The following is a 21536-nucleotide window of genomic DNA, read 5'->3' on the forward strand; positions in this document are numbered from 1 at the left end:
TTTCCAAAAGAAGAGTATGAACAGAGAATGAATTATACAAAGCAAAAAATGCTTGAGTACGGCACAGAAGTGTTAATCGTTTCAAACCCATCAAATATGTTTTATTTAACGGGTTATAACGCGTGGAGCTTTTACGTCCATCAAGTCGTTGTTGTTATGATTGATGTAGATCAACCGATATGGATCGGCCGGGAGATGGATGCGCACAGCGCTCAAGTTACAACGTGGCTCGATGATAACCATATCATCCCTTATCCAGACGAGTTCGTGCAGTCGACAATTCGCCACCCGATGGATTATGTAGCGAATATCTTAAGTGAACTTGGTCAAGGTGAACGAAAAATCGGTTTGGAAATGGATGCATTTTATTTTACAGCGATGTGTTATGAGCGTATGCTTCAAGAGCTTCCTAACGCAGAATTTAAAAACGCCAGTACGCTTACAAATTGGGTTCGCGTCATTAAGAGTGAACGGGAAATTGATTATATGCGTAAAGCGGCAGGCATTGTCGAAAACGCTGTGCAGGCAGCTTATGATACGCTTGATGTCGGGGTAAGGGAAAACGATGTTGCAGCTGCTGTTTATCATGCACAAATTGCCGGAACTAAGGATGCTTTTGGAGACTATACTTCAATTGTTCCTATGCTTCCAACGAGTGAAAATACAGCAAGCCCACATTTGACTTGGTCAGACCGGGAGTATAAGTATGGAGATTATTTAACGCTTGAGATTGCTGGAGCGCATAGAAGGTACCATTCACCGATCGCTCGAACGATGGCGATTGGCGATGCACCTCAAAAAGTTAAAGACTTATCCAACGTCGTTAAAGAAGGGATCAATGAGACGCTCGCATCAATTAAACCAGGAATGACGGCAGAGGATGTAGAGTCAGTTTGGCGCAATCAAATTGCAAAGCACGGAGTAGAAAAAGATTCACGTTTAGGTTATTCGATTGGCTGCAGTTTCCCTCCGGACTGGGGTGAACATACAATTAGTCTTCGCCCTGGCGATTTAAGTGTTCTTCAACCAAACATGACATTTCATTTAATGCCGGGAATCTGGATGGATGACTACGGTGTGGAAATTACTGAATCAATTTTAGTGACAGAAGACGGATGTGAAACGTTAGCAGACGTATCAAGAGACCTGCTCATTAAACCGTCCTCTTCTTAAGTTGCGAATTTGCATAACCAAGTTCGCATCGTAAAAGCGATTTGGCTGCGGTAAGGGAAGGGTTTATGTAAAAATGGAACAATGGAGAAAAGCGTTGGGCATGACTGCATTTATTGCAGTCTGCCTTTATTTGTTGGAAGTGTGGGTTAGCGATGTGCAGACGAGGGATTTGTACAGCAGTTTAGCGCTTTTGTTGCTGCCATTTTGTTTATGGCGCATGCGAAAAGTAAATTTGTTAATTCTCATAATGCTTTTAGTTTGCGCAGGCTTTTTATTTTTACATACGAATGCAAGTTGGTATGAGGTTTTATACAGTTTTGGGGAAAATATGAGCCTTCTAGGTTTGTTTTTACTCGTACCTCTTTTTGGGATAACTTTGAATCAGGCAGGATATTACGAAGCTTTAAGCCGGCGTATTCAAGCGAGGGAAGCAGAAAAAGGAGAGCATCCATACCGTTTAGGTTATGGACTAACTGTTGGTATGGGCTCAGTTTTAAACCTCGGGTCACTTCCGTTGATTTATCATTTAGGTGAAAAAAGTTTAGGTGGGTACAGGCCTAAATTATTTGGTATGACGCTTTTGCGTGGCTTTGGATTTTGTATGCTTGTTTCCCCTTATTTTGTGAACGTAGGTCTTGTATTAGTGCTTTATGACTTAGCTTGGACAGATATTGCACTGTATGGGATGGTCTCGGCACTTGTATATACGTTGGTTGTTGTCCTCTTTTTCCCGGTGACATCGTTTTCGAACGACCCACCTGTCTCGCGTGAACATTCAGAAGCGAAGGTAAAGCAAAATGTAACAACGCGAGGACTTATTATGTACATTTTACTTATGATGGTTTTATCATTACTCCTTGAAGCATGGCTGCCGTTAAATATGCTTGCGATTGTGACGAGTTTATCTTTAATTTATCCGTTTGTATGGGCGATTGCAAAAGGAATATTTATTCCAGTATTTCAAGCAGGGCAACAACACCTGGCTACAAGTTATGACCGGGTTTATAATGAAATGGGAATTTTTATTACAGCCGGCGTGCTAGGTACTGCCTTGGAGCGAAGTGACGTTGGTCCAGTTGTATCTCAGTTTTTGTATGAACTTTCCCAAGGATATGTCCCATTGATCGCTGCACTCGTATTGTTACTCGCAATCATTCTTGCTTTAGTCGGGATTCATCCTGTTATTATTGTCATTGGTCTTGGTCAGTCATTGTCACCGGAATTATTCGGGATTGCGCCGGAAGTGATGGCTGTACTTTTGTTATCGGCCTGGACGCTCGGTACGCAAATCTCACCATTTTCAGGTTCTGTTTTAATGGCTGCTCATTTAACAGATGAATCAGCATGGCGCCTTGTACAAAAGAATATTGGATTTGTTGCGCTTATGTTTTTCATTTCAAGCTTTTTAATTACTGTATTTCACATGTTCAGCTGAATGAACTGTAGGAGAACGTAGAAGGAAGGGACCATCATGAAGGAACGATCGATGTTATTATTTAACGTATTGCTCTTATTTGTCATGCTCTTATGGGGTGTGAATGTCGTTGCCATTAAAGTGTTAGTAGAGTATTTACCACCGGCAACGATGCAAGGTTTACGTGTGCTGGCTGCTGGTGTTGTCTTAATCGTTATCATTTTCGTATTTAAAGAAATGAAGCAGATGAAAATTCCGAAAGCCTCAGTCCGCCCGGTCATTTATGCTACGCTTTTAGGTGTAACCGGGCATCACTTTTTCTTGGCACTCGGTCTTGCAGGCACCAGTGCAGGAAACGCTGCTCTCATTTTAGCGCTTCTGCCATTGGCGACCTCTGTTTCAGCGATGTTATTGTTAAACGATACCTTAACACGTGTACGCCTGACAGGTGTTATTTTAGGTCTGGCGGGCGTAGCTGTTATTTTATTCACCGGAGATGAAGAGTTTGGTGGAGCGACGCTAGGTGATTTTTTTGTTTTTGTAAGTATGATTGTGCAGGCACTCAGCTTTATTTTTATTAAGAAAGCCACAAATTATGTACAGCCGCGCGTGATGACCGGGGTAATGTTTGTGCCGGGATCGCTTTTACTCTTACTGTTAGGATTTGGGTTCGAACGGAATGAATGGTCTGCCTTTTTCGAGGCGCCATTTGCAATATGGGTCGTATTCTTTGGTTCAGCAGTTCTTGCGACAGCCATTGGCCATCAGCTTTATAATGCTGCCATTCAAAACATTGGTGCTGGACAAACGGCTGTATATAACAACTTTGTACCGTTTTTTGGTTTAGTGAGCTCAGCACTTTTTCTAGGTGAACCGATTTATGCGACCCAGTTATTAGGCTTCCTATTAATTGTGCCTGGTGTTTTATTAGGAACAGGTTATGTGGAACAGCTTTTAATCAAAAAACGGAAGAAAGCTTACTGAGCAAAGTAAAAAGGAGTTAAGTTGATCGGGGCGGTTCGTCGCGCCGGTCTTTTTTTGTTTTAACGGGAGGAACATGGTCTACGCCACCAGGGTGAAAAGGCTGGCATTTCATGATCCTTTTTAAAGTTAACCAAAAAGCTTTAATAAATGAGTGCTTTTGAAAAGCTTCAAGTCCATATTGAGAGCAGGTTGGATAAAAGCGGCATGTTGGTGGTTTGATTGGTGATATAAAGCGTTGGTATCCGCGGATAATGACCACAGCGGTTTTTTTAAGCAATTGCAGCCCTCCTGTTTAACATAGTAAAACACCCTCTGCAGCTGTACAGAGGGTGTTTTCATGTTTCGCATTACGTTTGAAAGAACACAGTGGTTGTTGGCTGTAATGCACTGTAAACGTTCTTTGCTTCATCCTCGGTTAAGCGGATCATCGGCAGGCGAACGTCACCAGTAATCGTGCCCTGCATTTCTAAGGCTGCTTTTACTGGTACCGGGCTTGGTGCTGAGAACATTGCTTTCATTACCGGGAGAAGCTCACGGTGAATGGCAGAAGCCTCTTGAACATTCCCGTTCACAAAGTTTTGAATCATCTCCTGCATGCGGTTTCCTTTAACGTGCGCAGTGACCGAGACAATGCCTGCGCCGCCAATAGACATCAATGGGAGAGTTAAACTGTCATCGCCGCCAAACAACTGAAAATCATCAGGCGTATTTTCAATAATCTCTGCAGCTGCATCAAGGTCGCCGCTTGCTTCTTTAACAGAAGTAATGTTATTAATTTCAGCCAGCCGTGTAATTAAAGCCGGGCTCATATTGACAGAACTGCGTCCTGGAATATTGTAAAGCATTACCGGTAGTGTTGTTGCTTGAGCTATCGCTTGAAAATGCTGGTACATTCCTTCCTGTGAAGGCTTGCTATAGTAAGGTGCAACTAGCATGATTCCGCTGACACCACATGCTTCTGCCTGCTTGGTTAATTCAATTGAAGCGCGTGTGTTGTTGCAGCCAGTACCAGCGATTACATCAATACGACCGGCAGCTGTGTGGACAACATGGCTAAATAGAGCAACTTTTTCATCCTTAGACAGCGTTGGGGATTCGCCGGTTGTACCTCCGACAACTACCCCTTCAGTGCCGGTTTGAATTAAGTGATTCACGATGTTTGTTACTGCACTGTAATCAATTTCGCCTGTTTCATCAAACGGAGTAACCATTGCGGTAATTAAACGTCCAAATGCCATTTTAAATCATCACCCTCTAAAAAATTTTCCGCAGCTATACTGGGTTGTCAAATTGAGGGCACGCGGTTCCTGTAAACGGAAGCTTTAAAAGCTCATTCGCAAAAAAAGCAACAACAAGGATTAGGTACCTCATTGTTGCATGCGTCCGTTCCGTAACTTACGGGAACATTCCATGCGTGAGATAGCCCTCCATATAGCAGAAAACACTATATGACAGTTCTGCACTTATTCAGCACAAAACCAGCCCGGGAACTATGAGTGAACCGAAGGCTTCGGCAAATCCCCCTTTCAGCATTTGTCAAAGGAGCTCATTCTCCTCGAAATACTTACTCATGGTCAATGCACCTCTACCCACACTTCTTGATAAGAAGCCGGATATTCATTTCTCAACAGCATCATACCAAAGGAGCTGTCATTATGCAATGGATTTGCCAAAGTTTTTAAGCACACTTGGAAACGAATTGAGTCCTGTATCAATTATTTCCACGATGAATTCGTTTGTAAACGTTAAAGCTATAGTTGAAAAGAAAGGAGGGTAATGATGCGAAAAGGTTTGCTGCTTTTATGCTCAATCATTGTTACAAGCGGCTGTGTGTACGAAAAGTCATCAGAGAGCTTTGGTGCTGGCGAAGGGACAGATGATGCTTACAGCGGATACGGATTAGAGCTGTATGAAGATCACGAAGGTCCGCTTATTGATTTTTTTGCACCAGATGATGATAAAGTTCAATTTGGAGATGAAGCACTGAAAAAAAACCGTATAAATCAGGAAGAAAATGAACCGTTTTTATCAGGCAGCCATCAACGAAAACAGTACCAACGTGACCGGATGAATGTGCAGCGAAGCGGCCACGTCAACGATAAGTATGAAGACCAAGGAAAGGCTGTAGATCAAGGGATTTCCCTCGATCCGCTTTCAAGTGAAAATTTAACACAGATGGAGGAAGTTTTTGATGCCTATGTTGTTGAAACTGATGATGTAATTTATGCAGGGTTAGCTGTTAAGCCGGGAAAGAAAGAACCGGTGCTAGAAAAACTTAAACATGAAGCTGCACAAACAAAGATATCAAAACCGATTAAAGTGTATACAGACCGTCGCAGCGTCCAGCGGATTCAGGCGTCAACAACCGAAAATCGCCCCGGACTCCTTGATGATTTAGAACGTGCAGAGTTTGAAATGGTAAAAATTGAAGAGAACCTGCGGCACTTCGGTGAATAACCGCAGGTTTGAACAAATACAGGTTATTAAACGCAATAGCTTTACGGTGCACGATGAAAATCAGCTTGTTCGAACGTGTTTTCTAAACGGTTGGCATCAGTGCGTAAATTTTCATAGTGTAGTTCAGCGCTGGAGCAGGATGCATCAACGCCAGCATTTAAACAATCTTCAACGGATTCCTGCATTGAACTTATTTCAGTAATCTGTACAGCGAGAATATCGTGCAAAGGCTGTAAAGAATTGGGTATTTTTTCATCAAGCTGTTGGTCAACATCTTTTGACATCTTTTGTAAATGTTCACTTACTTCATGAGAAACCTCTCCCTCTTCACCAAGCAAGTCATTTAGCTTTTGCACATCTCGGGTGTGTTTAGAAATAAACGTTCCATAAGCTCTGTAAATTTGTGCGTCCTGTTCTCGTTGATCCATTGGGGTTCCATCTAAGAGTTCTCCCTCATCATTACCATCATAAGTTAAATGTTGTAAGTCATTATCAAGGTTGTCACCCGATTCTGGATTACAGCCGGTAAAGATAAACAAGGCTAGCGCAATGGTGGTTATAACCAATGGTTTTTGCACATGATCCCTCCTCTAGGAAATTTATCATTCTTAAACTGCACATATCTGCATAAGTTATACGAATCGAAGCAAAATCATAAAAGTAACCTCGCGTTTATAAGGAATTTTTGGCAAATATTGCGTTATTTTTTTAAGGTTATTGAATAATTTTTCGAAAAAGCATTTTCAAGTCGTGCGTATTTGCTTATAATGAGAGAAGACTACCTGCCGTAAAGGGGACTTCTCGTCATGTCAAATACGCAGCAGATCGCAGTTCATGTTCCTGTTGATCTTTACGAAGAAATCCAGCACCTTACGGATTCCCAAAAGGATTCATTTTTTTATGATGTGCTACGTCGCCATGTAGAACAAAAAAAAGCGCAGGATCTGCGTTTTCAAATGAAACAGGGATATATGGAGATGGCGCAGATTAACCTCGAAATTGCAGAAGACTTCTGTTCATGTGAATGCGAAGCCCTGCAGTTAACCGAGGGTGTTTATGCCGGCGGACGGTAACTCCGAACGCCGGCATCTATATAGGATACTCAGGCAGGGTGTGCAGGAGGTGAACGGATGCATTGAGTGACAACCAGCAGCAAGCTATGAAGAAAAGTGTAAAACGAGGCGATGTTTTTTTCGCCGATTTATCTCCCGTTGTAGGTTCTGAGCAGGGAGGAGTTCGACCTGTACTTGTGATACAAAACGATATTGGAAACCGGTTTAGTCCAACAGTGATTGTAGCAGCAATTACAGCTCAGATTAAAAAAGCAAAGCTGCCTACCCATGTTGAAATCGATGCTGAAAAGCACGACTTTGACCGGGACAGCGTTATATTATTAGAGCAGATCCGCACCATTGATAAGCAGCGCTTAACTGATAAAATAACGTATTTGGATAATGAAAAAATGGTCGAGGTATCAAAAGCACTTGAGATCAGTCTCGGACTGACTGAAATGTAAAGTAACTACATAACGAATGTACATAAGTACTGAAACCACCGGATGTTAACCGGTGGTTTTTTTAGGTAGCATGATGGGCATGGTCATGATCTAAATCATAACTTATATGCAATAACTGGATGTTTCAGCATATGGTGACCCATGATGCTGGTAAAAGCTAGTTAAACTTACAGTTTACTGAAAATTCACCGGTCATGTGCTGGTTACGCTTCATTCAAGTAAGGATGCACCGCTTTTTCTGAACTACTGGTGACTCATTTTAAGCCCTGAAAAGATAAGGCGAAGCATTTGTTCTATTTCTTTATCTAGATCAATTTTTTCTGTGAAAATAAATGAATCGAATAGAGTTCCTCGCATACAGCGGGAAATAATAAGCGTGATTTCATTGCTGTTAAACGCAGGGTCTAGTTCACCAGATGTTTGCCCTTCCTTTAAAATTTGTTCAATGATCACATAAAGAGACCTATTTCTATCAGCAAGAAAATTATGCGCATCAGGGGTTAGTGCGTTTATATAAAGGGTGCGCATGAGTTCGTCCCCTAACTCCTCCTTCAAATAATCCATTTGACGCAAAGCAAGTTGAACAATTTTTTCTTCAGCGGTAGAAATATTTTTTAACTCTTCTTCAATGTGGATATAAAAGTTATCAATTTCTTTGAATTTTTCGAGGAAAATTTCATATTTTGAGTTGAAATGCCCGTAAAAAGCACCTTTAGAAGCACCACTGGTAGAAACGATTTCATCAACGGTGACATTGTCATAGCCTTTTTGGCTAAACAGAGAAAGGGCCGTGACTAAAATACGTTGTTTGGTTTGCTGTGCTTTCATTTGTCGATTCGTGAGTTGTGGCATCTGCTGCAATCCTTTCTTGATAGAAGGTGTGTCATACAAAATGCATGTGTTCTTGTCGTCATTCTTTATGAATTTAGTTTATCGCCTTCAAGGAAAAACGCCAATGTTTTTTTATAATATATCAACTTAATTGACAAACAGAATTTTTTGAAATAGACTTTAGTCTATAAAAAGTAGACTAGAGTCTATGAACAAAAATCCATTTTGCTTGGAGGAAGATAAGTATGGACATCTTGGGCAACGAAACCCTTATTGATGTACTTCATGAAAAATGTAGGATGCACGGAGAAAAGGTTTTTCTTTTGTTTGAAGATAATTCTGGGTCGAAATTGAAGTATACGTACAACGAATTTTTAGAGCGAGTGAATCGTTTAAGCCATGTACTCCTGGGTTTCGGAGTGAAAAAAGGAGATCGCGTCACTCTTCATTTGCCGAATTCATCAGAATTTTTGGTAAGCTGGTTTGCAATAGCTAATATTGGTGCGGTCATGGTTCCGACAAATGTTCTTGCAACATCAAATGAAATGGATTACGTTATTGAGCATTCTGAATCGGTATTATTAATTACTGAAGAGGAGTATCTAGAAAAGTTCGAAACGAGTAAAGTTGCACTCGAACGATTGAAAGGGATATTGCTTACACGGGTTGTCACTTCTACACATGAAAATGTAAGCGTTGACAATTTAATTGCTCAGGCTAGCAGCAAAAATCCTAATATCAGCTTAAGTGCTAAAGATGTAGTAGCGATTCTCTATACTTCTGGTACGACTTCAAAGCCAAAGGGGTGCTTAATTACACATACAAACTACTTATACACGGGAGAAGCTGTCGCAAAGTCTGTGCGCTTCTCACCAGAGGACCGTTCACTCATCGTACTACCTCTTTTCCATGGCAACGGCCAGTACTATCTATTTATGCCAGCGTTAGTGATAGGGGGAAGTGTTGCAATTACCGAACGGTTTAGCGCCACTCAATATGTTCAACAAGCGAAACGATTAAAGGCCACAATAGGCTCGCTTTTTGCAGCACCGATTCGAATGATTTTAGCTCAAACAAAAGATCTAACGGAACAAGAAAATTTACTGCGGTTTATCTTTTTTGCGCAATCAGTAGCTCCAGAAGAATTGAAAGCATTTGAAGAGCGCCTAGATACAAAATTGCTTCAGCTCTACGGTATGACTGAAACTGTGGCTCCTCCGCTTATGAACCCATTAGACAGACGAATTGACAATACGAGCATAGGAAAGCCGCTCCTTGGTAGTGAGGTAAAATTATTAGATCAGCAAGGAGAAGAGGTGAGCGTAGGTCAGCCAGGTCAAATAGCTGTTAGAGGCGAGCCTGGACGCACAATGATGAAAGGTTATTTAAAAAACCATGAAGCAACTAATGTCACGATTCAGAACGGATGGCTTTTAACGGGAGATAAAGCGACGATGAATGAGCAAGGATATTTCTACTTTGTGGACCGGCAAAAAGATATGATCAAGCGTGCCGGAGAAAACATCGCAGCCAGTGAAGTTGAAAACATCATAATGGAACACGGGGATGTTTACGAAGCTTCTGTAGTTGGGGTACCAGACCCTGTACGGGACGAAACGATTAAAGCATATATTATCCTTAAAGAAAACCGGTCACTCACCCCTGACGCTCTTATTACACATTGCCGTAAAACAATGGCGAAGTTTAAAGTGCCAGACCACATTGAATTTGTCGAAGATTTTCCACGTACCTCCGTTGGAAAGATACAAAAAAACAAATTGCGAGAAGGCTTCTAATTTTTCTATAGTACTTCTTTTAAAGCTTCAAAGAAAACAATTGAATCAAAGAAGAAGGAAGAAAAAAGAGGAACAACACTAATAAACGTTAAGCGGTATCAGGTGTTTTAACGTCTGAGGTAATTACGTTATGGACACATAACTAGATTTTTTCACTAGTCAACACTATACATCGCTTATTTGCATAATCAAAGTGAATAAAATAAAAGCTTTAAACCTAGCTAAAAAGCTAGTACTAGTGCTTCTGTGAGGATTTCCATTGCTCTTTTTCACCAATGCAATAGTTTTATAAATCTTTTATTTCAATGAGAACCATGAAAGGGTGACGTTTTATGGAAAAAGTGTTGCAAGGTAAAGCAGCTATAGTGACAGGTAGTGCAAGAGGAATTGGGTTCGCTTGTGCTAGATCATTAGCAAGCAAAGGCGCAAATATTACCCTTGTAGATGTATTGGATGCAGAACCTGCGAAAGAAAATCTATTAAATGAGTTTCCCAGTGTGCAAGTTATCACACAACAAGTTGATGTGAAAAACAATAAGGAAATTGAGTCAGCTGTTAAGCATACAGTACACAGCTTTGGATCGGTTGATATTGTTGTTAATAATGCGGGAACTTGCTCCAGGCAAAGCTTAGAAAAAATGAGCGAAGATGAGTGGTTGCAAGACATTGATACAAATTTAAGAGGCACTTTTCTATTTATGAAATCAGCAATTTATCCTTATATGAGGGAACAACAAAGTGGAAAGATTATTAATATCAGCTCTATCTCCGGCATGATGGGCGGGGCAATATCTTATAATGAAAATGGTGATCGAACAGCTCGTTCAGGTCCAGCTTATGCGGCCTCCAAAGGCGGTATCATCGCCTTAACTAAGTGGGTGGCAAAGGAAGTCGGTGAGCATGGAATTAATGTCAATTCAGTGGCTCCCGGACCTGTGCAGACAGAAATCACAAAAGGGATGAGTTATCCACTGGACCTTCAATCAATCAAACGGCCAGGGGAGCCTGAGGATATCGGTGAAGCGGTAGCTTATTTAGCAACCCCTGCGGCTGACTATGTAACGGGTGAAGTGTTAAAAGTATGTGGAGGCTCGGGAATCAGCTAACTTTAAACAATGCGAAATCATTAAATTAGGTAAGCTGTTGAGCCGTATTGACTCTACACTTTTAATATTCAACACGAAGAGAGTTAACAAAGAATTTTAACAGTAGATAAAAAGAGGTGTAATAATGAATGAAGTCTCTGTCATAGGCCGGGGGATTACAAGCTTTGGAAAAAAAGAGGACACTTTGAAAACGATGCTAGCCAAAGCAAGTAGAGAGGCTTTAAGTGACGCCGGAAGTCCAAAAATTGATGCGGTGTTTGTTGGTAATTTTTCCTCCGGGCCTCTTGCAAATCAAGAAATCCTTGGCTCGCTTTTAACAAATGAATTAGGGTTAGGTGATATTCCATCCGTGAAAATGGAAGGAGCTTGTGCGTCAGGGGGCATAGCCTTTCGGAATGCTTATCAACTAGTTAAAGCCGGCGAATATGAGACGGTTCTCGTTGCCGGAGGCGAAAAAATGACAAGTGAAGATACAAACACGGTCACGAATGTAATCAATTATGCGATGGACAAAGAAACAAATGAAGGTGTCGCAGGCCTTACATTTCCCGGGTTTTTCGGAGTGTTAGCGAATCGCTACATGCATGAATATGGAGCTGAAAAAAAACATTTAGCGAAAGTAGCATTAAAAAACCGCATGTATGCAAAAGAAAACCCAATTGCTCACTTTAAGAAGAGCACAACGATTGAAGAGATCATGGAGGCTCGTTCAATCACAGACCCTCTTGGGCTGCTTGATTGCTCTCCTATTTCGGATGGGGCGGCAGCAGTCGTCATTCAAAAAGGTAAACAAGGTGTTGAGGTGCTTTCTTCAGGTCAAGCCACTGGCACCCCTGTTATGCAGGAAGTAGGTGATTTGCTTCACATACCAGCTACGAAGACGTCGGCTGAAAGAGCATACGAAGCGGCGGGCTTGGGCCCGGAAGAAATCGATGTGGTTGAATTACATGATTGTTTTTCAATGACAGAAATTGTAGCAACTGAAGAGCTCGGTTTCTTTGAAAAAGGAAAAGGGTGGGAAGCTATTGCAAACGGTTGGACAGCACATGAAGGGGTAGTACCTATCAATACGAGTGGTGGGTTGCTTTCAAAAGGGCATCCGATTGGAGCGACAGGAATAGCTCAAATTATTCAAATCGTTGACCAATTAAACGGAAGAGCTTGTAACCAAGTAAAAGGTGCTAAAATCGGATTAACTCAAAATTTAGGTGGGACAGGTGCTTATTCCGTTGTCCATCTCTTGAAAAAGAGAGGGGGTTAAAACATGGATGTACCAATCATGAAATGCGCTAGATGTTGGCATGTGGAATATACGTACAAAAATCAATGTACCTCTTGTCACTCAACCACATTGGAATCTGCAACAACAAAAGGTAAGGGAACAGTTTATTCATTCACAAAAATTTATACTTCTTTTAGCTCCAACTTTGATAAATCATCCTATGATGTTGTTTTGGTTCAATTGGAAAACGGGATGAAGGTAACCGGAAGAGTAGAGGGGTCTTCTTTAACAATAGATGAACGTGTTCAATTGAAAGAAATAGACAGTGGATGTTTGTATTTTGAACGTGAGACGTGACATTAAATTACGATAACCATTGTTAATTTTTGTTCAACGATTGAAGATGTAGCTTTGACATAAAAATGATTTAAAGATCCTCTTCCTTTTATATTCAGGTAAGAGGATTGAAATTTTAGTGATCCCCATACGTTTTAATTATAAATATCTTTTAAGCAATATATTCAACAGCCACTTCATTTAACTAAGAATGTTTTTTTTGCGGTTGATCGGGAAAACTACATACATGGAACAAGAATTGGGGGCGGTTAAATTATGGTGAAATCATTTGTCCGACCAGTTATCATCGTCAGTCAATGTTTGAGCTTTGCTCGAGTGCGTTATAATGGAGAAGTTATTCCAAATCAGTTCATTGAACAACTGTCTTCCTATGTTAACTTTGTTCCGGTTTGTCCTGAAGTGGCTGCAGGGTTGGGCGCGCCTCGTGATCCAGTCCGGCTCGTTCAAAAAAAAGGTGAAACGGCGCCATCGTTGTTACAACCGGCAACGGGTGTGGATGCTACAGAAGCTGTTAAAAACTTCAGTTGGAATTTTGATGTCCCAAGTGATCCAGACGGTATTATTTTAAAAGGAAAATCACCAACTTGTGGCTTAACAGATGCGAAAGTATACGCCGGAAGTGAGCAAGGTGCAATGGTCAATGAGCGAGGAGAAGGTTTGTTTACGAAAGAGATCAGACACCGTTTTCCAGAAGCTGTGGTAGAAGATGATGGTCGTCTGCGTAATTTTGAGCTGCGTGAACATTTTTTGAAGCAAATATTTACAAATGCTGACTTGAAAGAGCGGATGAGTACGTTTCAAGGTGAGCATGTAAAACAAGCGATTGATCAACACTGGTACTTATTAAATTCCTGTAACCCTGATTTAGCAACTGAACTACAAAAAACATACAAAAACATTCAAGGATTGCTCGATATTAACCGTTTAAACGATATACAACAGATGCTTCAAGCATGTCTTAGTCACAAGCCGACAAAATCAACCTTTATTCACGTATTTGAACGTATGGCTCACACTGTACAACAACATTTAAGCCAACCTGAAAAGCAACATTTTTACGATACACTATCGCGTTATGAAAACAATAAGCTTCCGAGGTATACATTGATGGAAGTAATCCGGATGTGGGCAGTACGTTTTCAACAGCATGACTTACTAAAGCAGTCTTTTTTTCAACCTTATCCTGAAAGTCTCGTAGAGCTGAATGATTCCGGTAAGGGACGGGCTTTATAACTTTTGTAACCTCCGCTTTAAAGCGGAGGACAGACTGTCGACAAAGTACAAAACTTAATATTAACTCACAACTTACTGCTCCAACCGCCGCTGGCTTCCCTATTAAGAGGAAAAAACCGAATCATGAATGTAACCTTCACGCCAGACGGACGCTTTCCCGAGGGCTTGGCTTCAGCTAACTTGTTCGATTTGATTTCCAATCGAACAAGTGGATCTTCATCCTGCGCTTGACCCTCTGGGAGTCGCCGTCTTTCGTTTCGGTCACTTTTCAATTTACAGATGATCATCATTTCCAATGGATATGGTTCGTTTTAATCGCTCATGAAGCGTCATGATGAAAATGATTTATGTAGATTTTGCTTGATCAAAGTGTTCTCTATCATTCATGACCATCAAATGACGAAAGGCTGACGAGCATCGGCGGCGACGCCACCAGGAACAGCGCGAGCCGAAAATCCCGCAGGCAGTGACTTTCTGCCGAGGAAGTTGAGGCCGTGCCTGGGTCAAGCGTCCGCCCAAAAGCGACATCAGCCTTCGTTTTTCTTGAAATTTTGTCTAAACGCTCACCTCCGCTTTAAAGCGGAGGATTTTTTATGAAAAAAGCACCAATATGAAAAAATCACATAAAATGTGTGAAATCATGTGATTGATTGTGATATTATAAAAACAAGATCAAAGTTGCAAAGAATTTTCACCTTTTTAAAAATCAGAAATTTCTATAATTTGTAAAGCGGGTGGGACTCAATGAAGCGCTTGATGAAATGGATCAGCTGGGGAACGCTTTCGATTCTGCTTACGCTCGTACTTGCTGTGGAGTATTGGGCAAGTACAGATGAAGGTACTTTGCCAGCAAAAACAGCTGTTATTCTACACGCGGTAAATAATAATATTGTCTCATTAGATTTTGAGCCACCTGAGTTGTTCGATAACCATCCGTTTCAAACTTCATCGGGCAATGCTGGTGGTGGTCCCATGTTAATTAACGAACACGAGCAGTTAGAAACAAATGATGGTTATCATGTTCCGCTTGAAATTTTTCGCTATAATGATGCAGAAGATGCTCCGATACTTGTTTATTTTCATGGAGGTGCATTCCTTGAAGGGTACGGTAGTCTGCACACACATCAGGATTTAATGAGAGAGTTAGCCCAGCGCACCGGTGCTGTCGTTGTTGGCGTGGGATATCGTGTTGCGCCTGACCATACGTTTCCTACTGCTGCTGAAGATGCTTACGAAGGTTTAAAGTGGGCGGTGAATCATGCTGAAGCGCTCGGTGGGAGTGAAGAAGATGTGATCGTCGCTGGCGATAGTGCCGGAGGGAATCTAGCTGCGGTAACTTCTATGATGGCTCGCGATAGGAATGGTCCGGAAATTGCAGGACAAGTATTATATTATCCGCTTACAACGTTTGAAGATGCAGCTTTTGCTTCGCGTATGGAGTACGATAGTGGATATTATTTGTTATCAAGACAAGTGATGGAGAAGGCGCGCGATGCTTATACGCCGCAGCCTGAAATGTGGAAAAACCCTTATACTTCACCTTTAGAAGCTGATTCGTTTGAAAACTTACCTCCGGCGTTAATTTTAACTGCTGAGTATGATCCGTTACGTGATGAAGGTGAACTTTACGCCGAAAAACTTCATGAAGCAGGCGTACCTGTTAATACGATCCGCTATGAAGGTGTTATGCACGGATTTGTATCTTTCTTTGAAGTTATGGAAAGTGGTCAACAAGGGCTGCAGGACACCTCTCAGTTTGTTCAGCGGATGACAGCTGAAGAGCCTGAACATGATGAAGTGTTTGCGATTCAATCAAAATCGCAGCCGTCAGGGATGGAGCGGGTGCGAGAGCAGGCAGAAGCTTACGCGATTGCCGCATTCCTCATTGGCCGCTCGGCCTGGAACACGTTTCAAGAGTGATTTTTCCATCTGTCATTTTCATAGACGTTTCATTCAGGCTATGTCATAATGATAGTAAATGCGGGAGGGTGGCTTGCAATGAACGAGACCATTCATTCTTTCTTTCAAAAAAAGCTTGAGGATACGAAAGCCCAGTTTGAGCGTACGATTGACTGTAAGCATACAACTTTTGATGATTTGTACCCGTATATGAGCGAGCAGCCGCAATTTTTCTGGTATAAGCGTTATGTTGCCTGGCAGGAACTGTTGACGACGGTAAACTATGCTGATGAGCTGGAGGTCCCGTGGAAAGAACAGTTCGATGAAAAACAGCAGGCGTTCATTGAAAATGAAATTTTGGATGCAAAGGTGCTTGATGAGTGGTATGAATCAAGCTTTCCGAACCAACAAAGTTCAACAGAAATGTAACTCGAAGTGCTGTCCCGTAAACGGGGCAGCACTTTTTTGTTATGAAATGACTCTGTTTGAATAGAATGAAGGCGAGGCATATGAAAAGGAGGAGAAGATATGGATCAAGAAGAAACTCGTCGACCTCCAGAAATGACTGCGATTGTGGAACCTTATGTATTTGAAACCTTGCGAAGTGTGGAAGGTGAAGAAGCGGTAATACAAACGACACAAGGAAGTCTGCAGGGGCGAATTGTTGGTGTGCAACCTGATCATGTCGTACTCGAGCGCAGCGGTGGAAACTTTTTTGTTCGTATTCAAGAAATTGTTTGGGTGACACTTGATGTAACGTAATTTTGCTTTAAGACAGGCGGGATGAGGGAGGAAGATGCCTATGTTTATGCGGCAGAACCGGATGTTAATTCCACTTCCGGAGCCGTCTTATGCAGACGCAAATGCAGCGAGTGCAGTGCAGGAGCTGCTTGGCGGGGAATTCGGAGAAATGTCAACTTTAAATAATTACATGTTTCAGTCATTTAATTTCCGCGACCGAAAGAAATTTAAGCCGTTTTATGACTTAATCTCAAGTATTACTGCTGAAGAATTCGGGCATGTAGAGCTTGTTTCACAGACGATTAATTTAATGATTCAAGGCACAACGCATACTGGGAACGTGAATAACAGTCCGATGCAAAATGCAGTTGATAAAAGAAACAGCTATCATTTTATCGCAAATGCCCAAACGTCTAGGCCGATGGATTCTATGGGTCAGCACTGGACCGGTAAGTATGTTTTTAATAGTGGTAATTTAATACAAGACTTATTGCACAACTATTTTCTAGAGATCGGAGCTCGGACACATAAAATGCGCGTTTATGAAATGACAGATAACCCAGTAGCCCGGGAAATGATCGGTTATTTGCTCGTACGCGGAGGCGTTCATGTGCTTGCTTATGCAAAGGCGATTGAAGTGGTCAGCGGCGTTGATATGACAAAAATGCTGCCTGTTCCGGATTTGTCAAATGATAAATTTGATACAGCTCGAAAATTTGAAGCAGATGGCGTTCACCGCCGGCTCTATCGTTTTAGCGAGCAGGATTATAAAGATGTAGATAAAATATGGAAAGGCGCTCACCCAGATGATGGAGAGCCCCTTGAAGTTATTGCTGGAGCTCCTGAAGGTGCACCGCTTCCTGATCTCCCGCCTATACCAGAGACATTTGCCCCAGGCGTTTCAATTGAAGACTATCGAAAAATTCTTGAGCGTTTGAAGCGCGGCGCAAATATTGATTAAACACTGTTTGCAATATGTGTAGGATGGTGAAAAAATGGGTATGTCACCCTTAGTACCTAAAAGGGGTGGCTTTATGCCTCAATTGATTTTTGATGTAGACCAAGTAGAAAAGCGCAAACCCGAAGATGAACTACAATCCAAAGTGGCATACGTCCACACAGAAGTTCTTGATCAAGCGTCTGGCGAAACACAGCACACCTTAATGATACCAGTACAGTTTCACAAGTATGGTGTGTACCCTGACATTAAAAAAATTGGCGAAATCGTAGAAGATACAAAGTTAAAGCGGGAAATTTATTATCGCTTGCGCACATATATAAAAAAACTTTCCCCGTTTTTAGTTCCCGACAGCGCCGAATAGCAGCTGTCGGGCTTGTTTCATTGATCGTGAAAATCAGCTGTTTATAAACTGTGTGGTTCCGTACTAGGTGGTGGTAAGAGACATGAGATCTTGGTTATATACCGCGTATGCAGGCTTGTTCATGACTTCGTTATTTATATCAAGTGAAACAATCGAAGCGGCTCTTGGAGCAGTCGGTTTGTTAGTTATTGTAAGTTCATTTAAAGCGGCTACGCGAATGTATCAAATCATATCTTTTGTGTTTCTGTGTGCTGCAATTACACTTGTGCTGTTAAATGATGTCTCGCTTCAAGCATGGTATGAATTTTTCACGCCTATGGCACTTTTACTTACGCTATTATATTTGCTGCCATTCATTCAGCATTTTATGACCGCTGCTCGTTTGGATCAAGCTCTGTTTCGTATTGTGGAGGGACAAACTCAGTTTTTTCGTACGTTTTACATAAGGATGTCTTTCACGACGTATGTATTAAGTTTATTTATATTTTTTACAGCTATCCCGCTTATGCATCGGTTCATATCGCAACGCTTACGTTTGATGACAAACGAGCTGAAAGACCAGGCAGCTTCAAGAAGTATATTGCGGGCGTTTGCGAGTGTGAATGCATGGAGTCCAATTGAAGTATATATTGTGATGTCGCTACAAATTACAAGTGTTGCTTATGGTGATGTTGTCTTATGGTTGTTAGGTTTTTCACTAACAATGCTTTTGATCGACTGGGCGCAGGCTGCATTTAAATGGAGAAAAATAGAAATACCTGAGGCGGCAACTTCGTCTCAACGATTTCAGTTCACGTTCGATAAAAGAATCATTTGGATTGTTTTATTTTTTATAATGTTCTTACTAAGTGCTGCATTTGTATCACAGTTCGCAGAACTTTCATTTTTTGAAGGCATTATTCTAGTTATTGTGCCTTATGTAGTGTTATGGGCTTTAATTTTACGACGGTTCCGGCGGTTTATCCAATTTCATTTTGCGTCTAAACCTCGGCAGATGCCGGCATTTCATAATTTTATGGTGTTGTTTATCAGTTTAGGGGTATTTAATGAAGTTGTTGAAAGGTCAGGAATAATGACCACGCTAGCTTCAAAAGCAAGTTTTTTAGGAGAACAGCCGCTTCTTTTATTTTTATTTATTCAAACAAGTACGCTTTTGTTGTCGCTGATTGGTATTCATCCACTTGTAACGCTAAGTGTGCAAGGACTGCTTGTGGCGCCGTTTTTAGATGATGTAGCGCCGCTTAGTGTGGCCATTGTGCTAGTAACTTCGGTGGTTGCTAATGATGCTGCCGGAACTTTTGGTGTGCCGGTAACCATGATGTCGCAATTAACACGCCGCAGCCCTTATAAAATTACGGCTTGGAATTTAGGGTATGCGTATTTGTTCGGTTTAGCTGGGGTAGCGCTTGGAATGTTTTTACTTTAAGCATGAAAAATGAAGCTGCGCTTTCAAAGCGCAGCTTCATTTATGAAATCGTCTTGTCTTTTTTGTTCGGCACGGATAAGCCGAATTTTGGTCGCAGCCATAAAGCTAAAAATGATCCTGCTAAAGCCATGACCGCCCAAAGCCAGCCGTGTATGCTAAATGAGGCGATGCCGCCAAAGTAAGCACCAATATTGCAGCCAAACGCAAGACGGGCACCATAACCCATCATGAGACCGCCGATTAAAGAGGCTGCAGCTGTTTTCATAGGAACTTTCTTTAAAGCAAATAATCCTCCGGCTGCTGAAGCAATGAAAGCTCCTGTAATAATGCCAAAGTTCATTACACTTGTTGAATCTAAAAAGACGGATTGTTGAAGCGGCTCTTGGTTATCAGCCCAAAAACCCCAGGATGCAGCATCAACGCCGAAGAACTCAATCACTTTGGTTCCCCAAAGCGCAAATGCTGAAGTGATCCCCCAAGGTTCACCGCGCACCATTAAAGTGACAGCATTTAGTAAGGCAAGCAGAAGCGCTGCAATCCAAAGCGGCCAAGAACCTCGAAAAAGTCTACGTATGCCGCTTTCAGTAGGAATCGCAGTAACTTCAGGCGGCCGCTTCTTTTTTTGATAAACGAGTGTAATAACAATCACAGCAGCAAAAATAAATGCTTGAAGTGCCCAAGCTCCTAAAAAGCCAAGGCCGGTATCTTCAGCAAGCGAAACGCTTCCGAATGACGGCATATCTTCCATCCAGAACGTAAAATGCCAAGCTCCAATAACAGAACCGGCGATAAAACCAAAGAGTGTGATAAAAATAGATGACCTTCCGCCACCTGCGGAATATAAAGTGCCAGATGCTCAGCCGCCGCCTAGCTGCATGCCGATACCGAAAATAAAAGCACCAAACAACATACCTATACCAACAGGTGAAACATATCCGGAGACATCATTTCCAAAAGCCCCAAGGTTAAGTGCCAAAATCGGAGCAAAAAACGTTGAAGCAGCGCCTAACATCACCATGTGCGCGCGGATTCCTTTGCCATGTCCGACAGCTAAAAACTGGCGGAATGCTGAAGTAAAGCCAAATCGAGCATGAAATAATGTATAACCAAACATTACTCCGATCCATAATAATAAGAGCATGACAGCATCAGCAACCATAAGGGTAACAGCCGATAAGATGAGAGCTGTAATTAAACCTGCACCAACAAGACTTGACTGCGTAGAAGGCAGGGTAATTTGTTGAGCTGAAGGCGTGTGCTCGTTAATTGACGCCGATGTTTTCATAACCACCCCTCCAAAATAATGAAATTAGATAACATTAATCTTATAAAATCTATCGGGTTTTTTCAAGCAATTATGTTTAAACTTAAGGCTTGAAGGGCAATTTGAATTTGTATATAAAAGGAGGGATCATGTGAACGAAGATTTGAAAAAGCGGATTAAGACGGTATTAGAAGGTAATAGTGTCGGAGTGCTCGCAACCATCAAAGATGATCAACCATATGCACGTTATATGACATTTTGGCATGACGAACTCGTTTTATACACCCCAACGCGCGCTGATGCCCACAAAGTTGAAGATATCGAAGCTAATCCGAATGTTCATATCTTGCTCGGCTATGAAGATGAAGGGCAAGGAGATACTTTTGTTGAAATTGAAGCAGAAGCAGTAATTGAAGATGACGCTGATGTAAAGGCTTGGATGTGGTCAGAACGGATGGACCAAAGATACAACGACCCTGAAGACCCGGCATTAATTGTTTTAAAATGCACACCAAGCGTGATTAGGTACAGAAATGATGACGATATTAACACACCTCAAGAGGTTCGTTTATAAGGCTCGCCTTGAAAGATAGTCGTAATAAGCACCTGAGGGAACCGTCAGTTTTAAGTAAAGAGGAAGCATCTTGCGACCATTTCGTTTATTACGGATTGGTCGCTTTTAATGGAAATAAGCTTCATAAAATTTCACGCACCGTAATCTTTAATAAATTTACATCTAAAAAAATAAAAATTAATGATAGGATAGGTAAGGATCTTAATAAAGATCGGACGTAA

Annotated in this window: 22 protein-coding genes, 1 pseudogene and 1 riboswitch; of the genes and pseudogenes, 18 read left to right on the forward strand and 5 right to left on the reverse strand. The window is 41.6% G+C overall.

Annotated features, from left to right (window positions below):
* The first annotated feature begins 27 nt into the window (after positions 1-27).
* The 3 genes from B0H94_RS03720 to B0H94_RS03730 all read left to right on the forward strand — a co-directional run bounded on the left by B0H94_RS03720 (position 28) and on the right by B0H94_RS03730 (position 3571).
* Positions 28-1173 (forward strand): M24 family metallopeptidase, encoded by a 1146-nt coding sequence (locus tag B0H94_RS03720; protein WP_106587972.1) that lies wholly within the window; start codon positions 28-30, stop codon positions 1171-1173.
* A 73-nt stretch (positions 1174-1246) separates the two neighbouring features.
* Complete coding sequence (locus B0H94_RS03725; protein ID WP_146139905.1) at positions 1247-2608, forward strand: hypothetical protein; 1362 nt, start codon at positions 1247-1249, stop codon at positions 2606-2608.
* A 36-nt stretch (positions 2609-2644) separates the two neighbouring features.
* Complete coding sequence (locus B0H94_RS03730) at positions 2645-3571, forward strand: DMT family transporter (RefSeq protein ID WP_106587900.1); 927 nt, start codon at positions 2645-2647, stop codon at positions 3569-3571.
* A gap of 16 nt (positions 3572-3587) precedes the next feature.
* On the opposite strand, the gene yidD is transcribed toward B0H94_RS03730, so the two are convergent.
* Complete coding sequence (yidD, locus tag B0H94_RS03735) at positions 3588-3848, reverse strand: membrane protein insertion efficiency factor YidD (RefSeq protein WP_106587901.1); 261 nt, start codon at positions 3846-3848, stop codon at positions 3588-3590.
* A 70-nt stretch (positions 3849-3918) separates the two neighbouring features.
* Positions 3919-4809, reverse strand: a complete 891-nt coding sequence (gene dapA / locus B0H94_RS03740; protein ID WP_106587902.1) for a 4-hydroxy-tetrahydrodipicolinate synthase — start codon at positions 4807-4809, stop codon at positions 3919-3921.
* 174 nt (positions 4810-4983) lie between these two features.
* Positions 4984-5167, reverse strand: a riboswitch (Lysine riboswitch).
* Positions 5168-5350: 183 nt separating this feature from the next.
* Between dapA and B0H94_RS03745 the strand changes: the two genes are divergently transcribed.
* On the forward strand, positions 5351-6028 hold the full coding sequence (locus B0H94_RS03745) for a YhcN/YlaJ family sporulation lipoprotein (RefSeq protein WP_181315243.1): 678 nt from the start codon (positions 5351-5353) through the stop codon (positions 6026-6028).
* A gap of 41 nt (positions 6029-6069) precedes the next feature.
* Here B0H94_RS03745 and B0H94_RS03750 read toward each other — a convergent pair whose 3' ends face one another.
* Positions 6070-6606, reverse strand: coding sequence for a hypothetical protein (locus B0H94_RS03750; protein WP_106587904.1), 537 nt, complete (start codon positions 6604-6606; stop codon positions 6070-6072).
* Positions 6607-6834: 228 nt separating this feature from the next.
* Here B0H94_RS03750 and B0H94_RS03755 point away from each other — a divergent pair, with 228 nt between their 5' ends.
* Both B0H94_RS03755 and B0H94_RS03760 read left to right on the forward strand, forming a co-directional pair.
* A complete protein-coding gene (locus tag B0H94_RS03755; protein WP_106587905.1) occupies positions 6835-7101 on the forward strand; it encodes a hypothetical protein in 267 nt (88 codons plus the stop codon).
* Between the two features lie 86 nt (positions 7102-7187).
* Positions 7188-7544, forward strand: coding sequence for a type II toxin-antitoxin system PemK/MazF family toxin (locus tag B0H94_RS03760; RefSeq protein ID WP_106587973.1), 357 nt, complete (start codon positions 7188-7190; stop codon positions 7542-7544).
* 243 nt (positions 7545-7787) lie between these two features.
* Here the strand turns inward: B0H94_RS03760 and B0H94_RS03765 are convergent, their stop codons facing one another.
* Positions 7788-8396 (reverse strand): TetR/AcrR family transcriptional regulator, encoded by a 609-nt coding sequence (locus B0H94_RS03765; protein ID WP_106587906.1) that lies wholly within the window; start codon positions 8394-8396, stop codon positions 7788-7790.
* A 224-nt stretch (positions 8397-8620) separates the two neighbouring features.
* Here B0H94_RS03765 and B0H94_RS03770 point away from each other — a divergent pair, with 224 nt between their 5' ends.
* The 11 genes from B0H94_RS03770 to B0H94_RS03820 all read left to right on the forward strand — a co-directional run bounded on the left by B0H94_RS03770 (position 8621) and on the right by B0H94_RS03820 (position 19477).
* On the forward strand, positions 8621-10171 hold the full coding sequence (locus B0H94_RS03770) for an AMP-binding protein (RefSeq protein ID WP_106587907.1): 1551 nt from the start codon (positions 8621-8623) through the stop codon (positions 10169-10171).
* A 332-nt stretch (positions 10172-10503) separates the two neighbouring features.
* Positions 10504-11277 carry an SDR family NAD(P)-dependent oxidoreductase gene (locus tag B0H94_RS03775; RefSeq protein WP_106587908.1) on the forward strand — a complete coding sequence of 258 codons (774 nt, stop codon included), beginning with the start codon at positions 10504-10506 and terminating at the stop codon, positions 11275-11277.
* A gap of 124 nt (positions 11278-11401) precedes the next feature.
* Positions 11402-12538 (forward strand): thiolase C-terminal domain-containing protein, encoded by a 1137-nt coding sequence (locus tag B0H94_RS03780; protein WP_106587909.1) that lies wholly within the window; start codon positions 11402-11404, stop codon positions 12536-12538.
* A gap of 3 nt (positions 12539-12541) precedes the next feature.
* Positions 12542-12856: a Zn-ribbon domain-containing OB-fold protein gene (locus tag B0H94_RS03785; RefSeq protein ID WP_106587910.1), complete on the forward strand. Its 315-nt coding sequence runs from the start codon at positions 12542-12544 to the stop codon at positions 12854-12856.
* Between the two features lie 255 nt (positions 12857-13111).
* Positions 13112-14089 carry a DUF523 and DUF1722 domain-containing protein gene (locus tag B0H94_RS03790; RefSeq protein ID WP_106587911.1) on the forward strand — a complete coding sequence of 326 codons (978 nt, stop codon included), beginning with the start codon at positions 13112-13114 and terminating at the stop codon, positions 14087-14089.
* 744 nt (positions 14090-14833) lie between these two features.
* Positions 14834-16009 (forward strand): alpha/beta hydrolase, encoded by a 1176-nt coding sequence (locus tag B0H94_RS03795; RefSeq protein ID WP_106587912.1) that lies wholly within the window; start codon positions 14834-14836, stop codon positions 16007-16009.
* Between the two features lie 78 nt (positions 16010-16087).
* Entirely contained in the window at positions 16088-16417 is a 330-nt protein-coding gene (locus B0H94_RS03800) for a hypothetical protein (protein ID WP_106587913.1), read from the forward strand.
* Positions 16418-16516: 99 nt separating this feature from the next.
* Positions 16517-16750 carry a YuzF family protein gene (locus tag B0H94_RS03805; protein WP_106587914.1) on the forward strand — a complete coding sequence of 78 codons (234 nt, stop codon included), beginning with the start codon at positions 16517-16519 and terminating at the stop codon, positions 16748-16750.
* Between the two features lie 40 nt (positions 16751-16790).
* Positions 16791-17690, forward strand: a complete 900-nt coding sequence (locus tag B0H94_RS03810; RefSeq protein WP_106587915.1) for a manganese catalase family protein — start codon at positions 16791-16793, stop codon at positions 17688-17690.
* 73 nt (positions 17691-17763) lie between these two features.
* Positions 17764-18051 carry a hypothetical protein gene (locus tag B0H94_RS03815; protein ID WP_106587916.1) on the forward strand — a complete coding sequence of 96 codons (288 nt, stop codon included), beginning with the start codon at positions 17764-17766 and terminating at the stop codon, positions 18049-18051.
* Between the two features lie 82 nt (positions 18052-18133).
* Positions 18134-19477 (forward strand): hypothetical protein, encoded by a 1344-nt coding sequence (locus B0H94_RS03820; RefSeq protein ID WP_106587917.1) that lies wholly within the window; start codon positions 18134-18136, stop codon positions 19475-19477.
* Between the two features lie 40 nt (positions 19478-19517).
* Here B0H94_RS03820 and B0H94_RS03825 read toward each other — a convergent pair.
* Positions 19518-20762: pseudogene (locus tag B0H94_RS03825) on the reverse strand (YeeE/YedE family protein).
* A 130-nt stretch (positions 20763-20892) separates the two neighbouring features.
* On the opposite strand from B0H94_RS03825, the gene B0H94_RS03830 reads away from it, so the two are divergent.
* Entirely contained in the window at positions 20893-21315 is a 423-nt protein-coding gene (locus tag B0H94_RS03830; RefSeq protein ID WP_106587918.1) for a pyridoxamine 5'-phosphate oxidase family protein, read from the forward strand.
* The last annotated feature ends 221 nt before the right edge of the window (positions 21316-21536 follow it).

This window comes from Salsuginibacillus halophilus (assembly GCF_003014715.1).
GTDB lineage: Bacteria > Bacillota > Bacilli > Bacillales > Marinococcaceae > Salsuginibacillus > Salsuginibacillus halophilus.

Coding starts and splice junctions, on each gene's coding strand:
- B0H94_RS03720 (WP_106587972.1), top strand. CDS start 28: ATGAATTATACAAAGCAAAAAATGCTTGAGTACGGCACAGAAGTGTTA.
- B0H94_RS03725 (WP_146139905.1), top strand. CDS start 1,247: ATGGAACAATGGAGAAAAGCGTTGGGCATGACTGCATTTATTGCAGTC.
- B0H94_RS03730 (WP_106587900.1), top strand. CDS start 2,645: ATGAAGGAACGATCGATGTTATTATTTAACGTATTGCTCTTATTTGTC.
- dapA (WP_106587902.1), bottom strand. CDS start 4,809: ATGGCATTTGGACGTTTAATTACCGCAATGGTTACTCCGTTTGATGAA.
- B0H94_RS03745 (WP_181315243.1), top strand. CDS start 5,351: ATGCGAAAAGGTTTGCTGCTTTTATGCTCAATCATTGTTACAAGCGGC.
- B0H94_RS03755 (WP_106587905.1), top strand. CDS start 6,835: ATGTCAAATACGCAGCAGATCGCAGTTCATGTTCCTGTTGATCTTTAC.
- B0H94_RS03760 (WP_106587973.1), top strand. CDS start 7,188: ATGAAGAAAAGTGTAAAACGAGGCGATGTTTTTTTCGCCGATTTATCT.
- B0H94_RS03765 (WP_106587906.1), bottom strand. CDS start 8,396: ATGCCACAACTCACGAATCGACAAATGAAAGCACAGCAAACCAAACAA.
- B0H94_RS03770 (WP_106587907.1), top strand. CDS start 8,621: ATGGACATCTTGGGCAACGAAACCCTTATTGATGTACTTCATGAAAAA.
- B0H94_RS03775 (WP_106587908.1), top strand. CDS start 10,504: ATGGAAAAAGTGTTGCAAGGTAAAGCAGCTATAGTGACAGGTAGTGCA.
- B0H94_RS03780 (WP_106587909.1), top strand. CDS start 11,402: ATGAATGAAGTCTCTGTCATAGGCCGGGGGATTACAAGCTTTGGAAAA.
- B0H94_RS03785 (WP_106587910.1), top strand. CDS start 12,542: ATGGATGTACCAATCATGAAATGCGCTAGATGTTGGCATGTGGAATAT.
- B0H94_RS03790 (WP_106587911.1), top strand. CDS start 13,112: ATGGTGAAATCATTTGTCCGACCAGTTATCATCGTCAGTCAATGTTTG.
- B0H94_RS03795 (WP_106587912.1), top strand. CDS start 14,834: ATGAAGCGCTTGATGAAATGGATCAGCTGGGGAACGCTTTCGATTCTG.
- B0H94_RS03800 (WP_106587913.1), top strand. CDS start 16,088: ATGAACGAGACCATTCATTCTTTCTTTCAAAAAAAGCTTGAGGATACG.
- B0H94_RS03805 (WP_106587914.1), top strand. CDS start 16,517: ATGGATCAAGAAGAAACTCGTCGACCTCCAGAAATGACTGCGATTGTG.
- B0H94_RS03810 (WP_106587915.1), top strand. CDS start 16,791: ATGTTTATGCGGCAGAACCGGATGTTAATTCCACTTCCGGAGCCGTCT.
- B0H94_RS03815 (WP_106587916.1), top strand. CDS start 17,764: ATGCCTCAATTGATTTTTGATGTAGACCAAGTAGAAAAGCGCAAACCC.
- B0H94_RS03820 (WP_106587917.1), top strand. CDS start 18,134: ATGAGATCTTGGTTATATACCGCGTATGCAGGCTTGTTCATGACTTCG.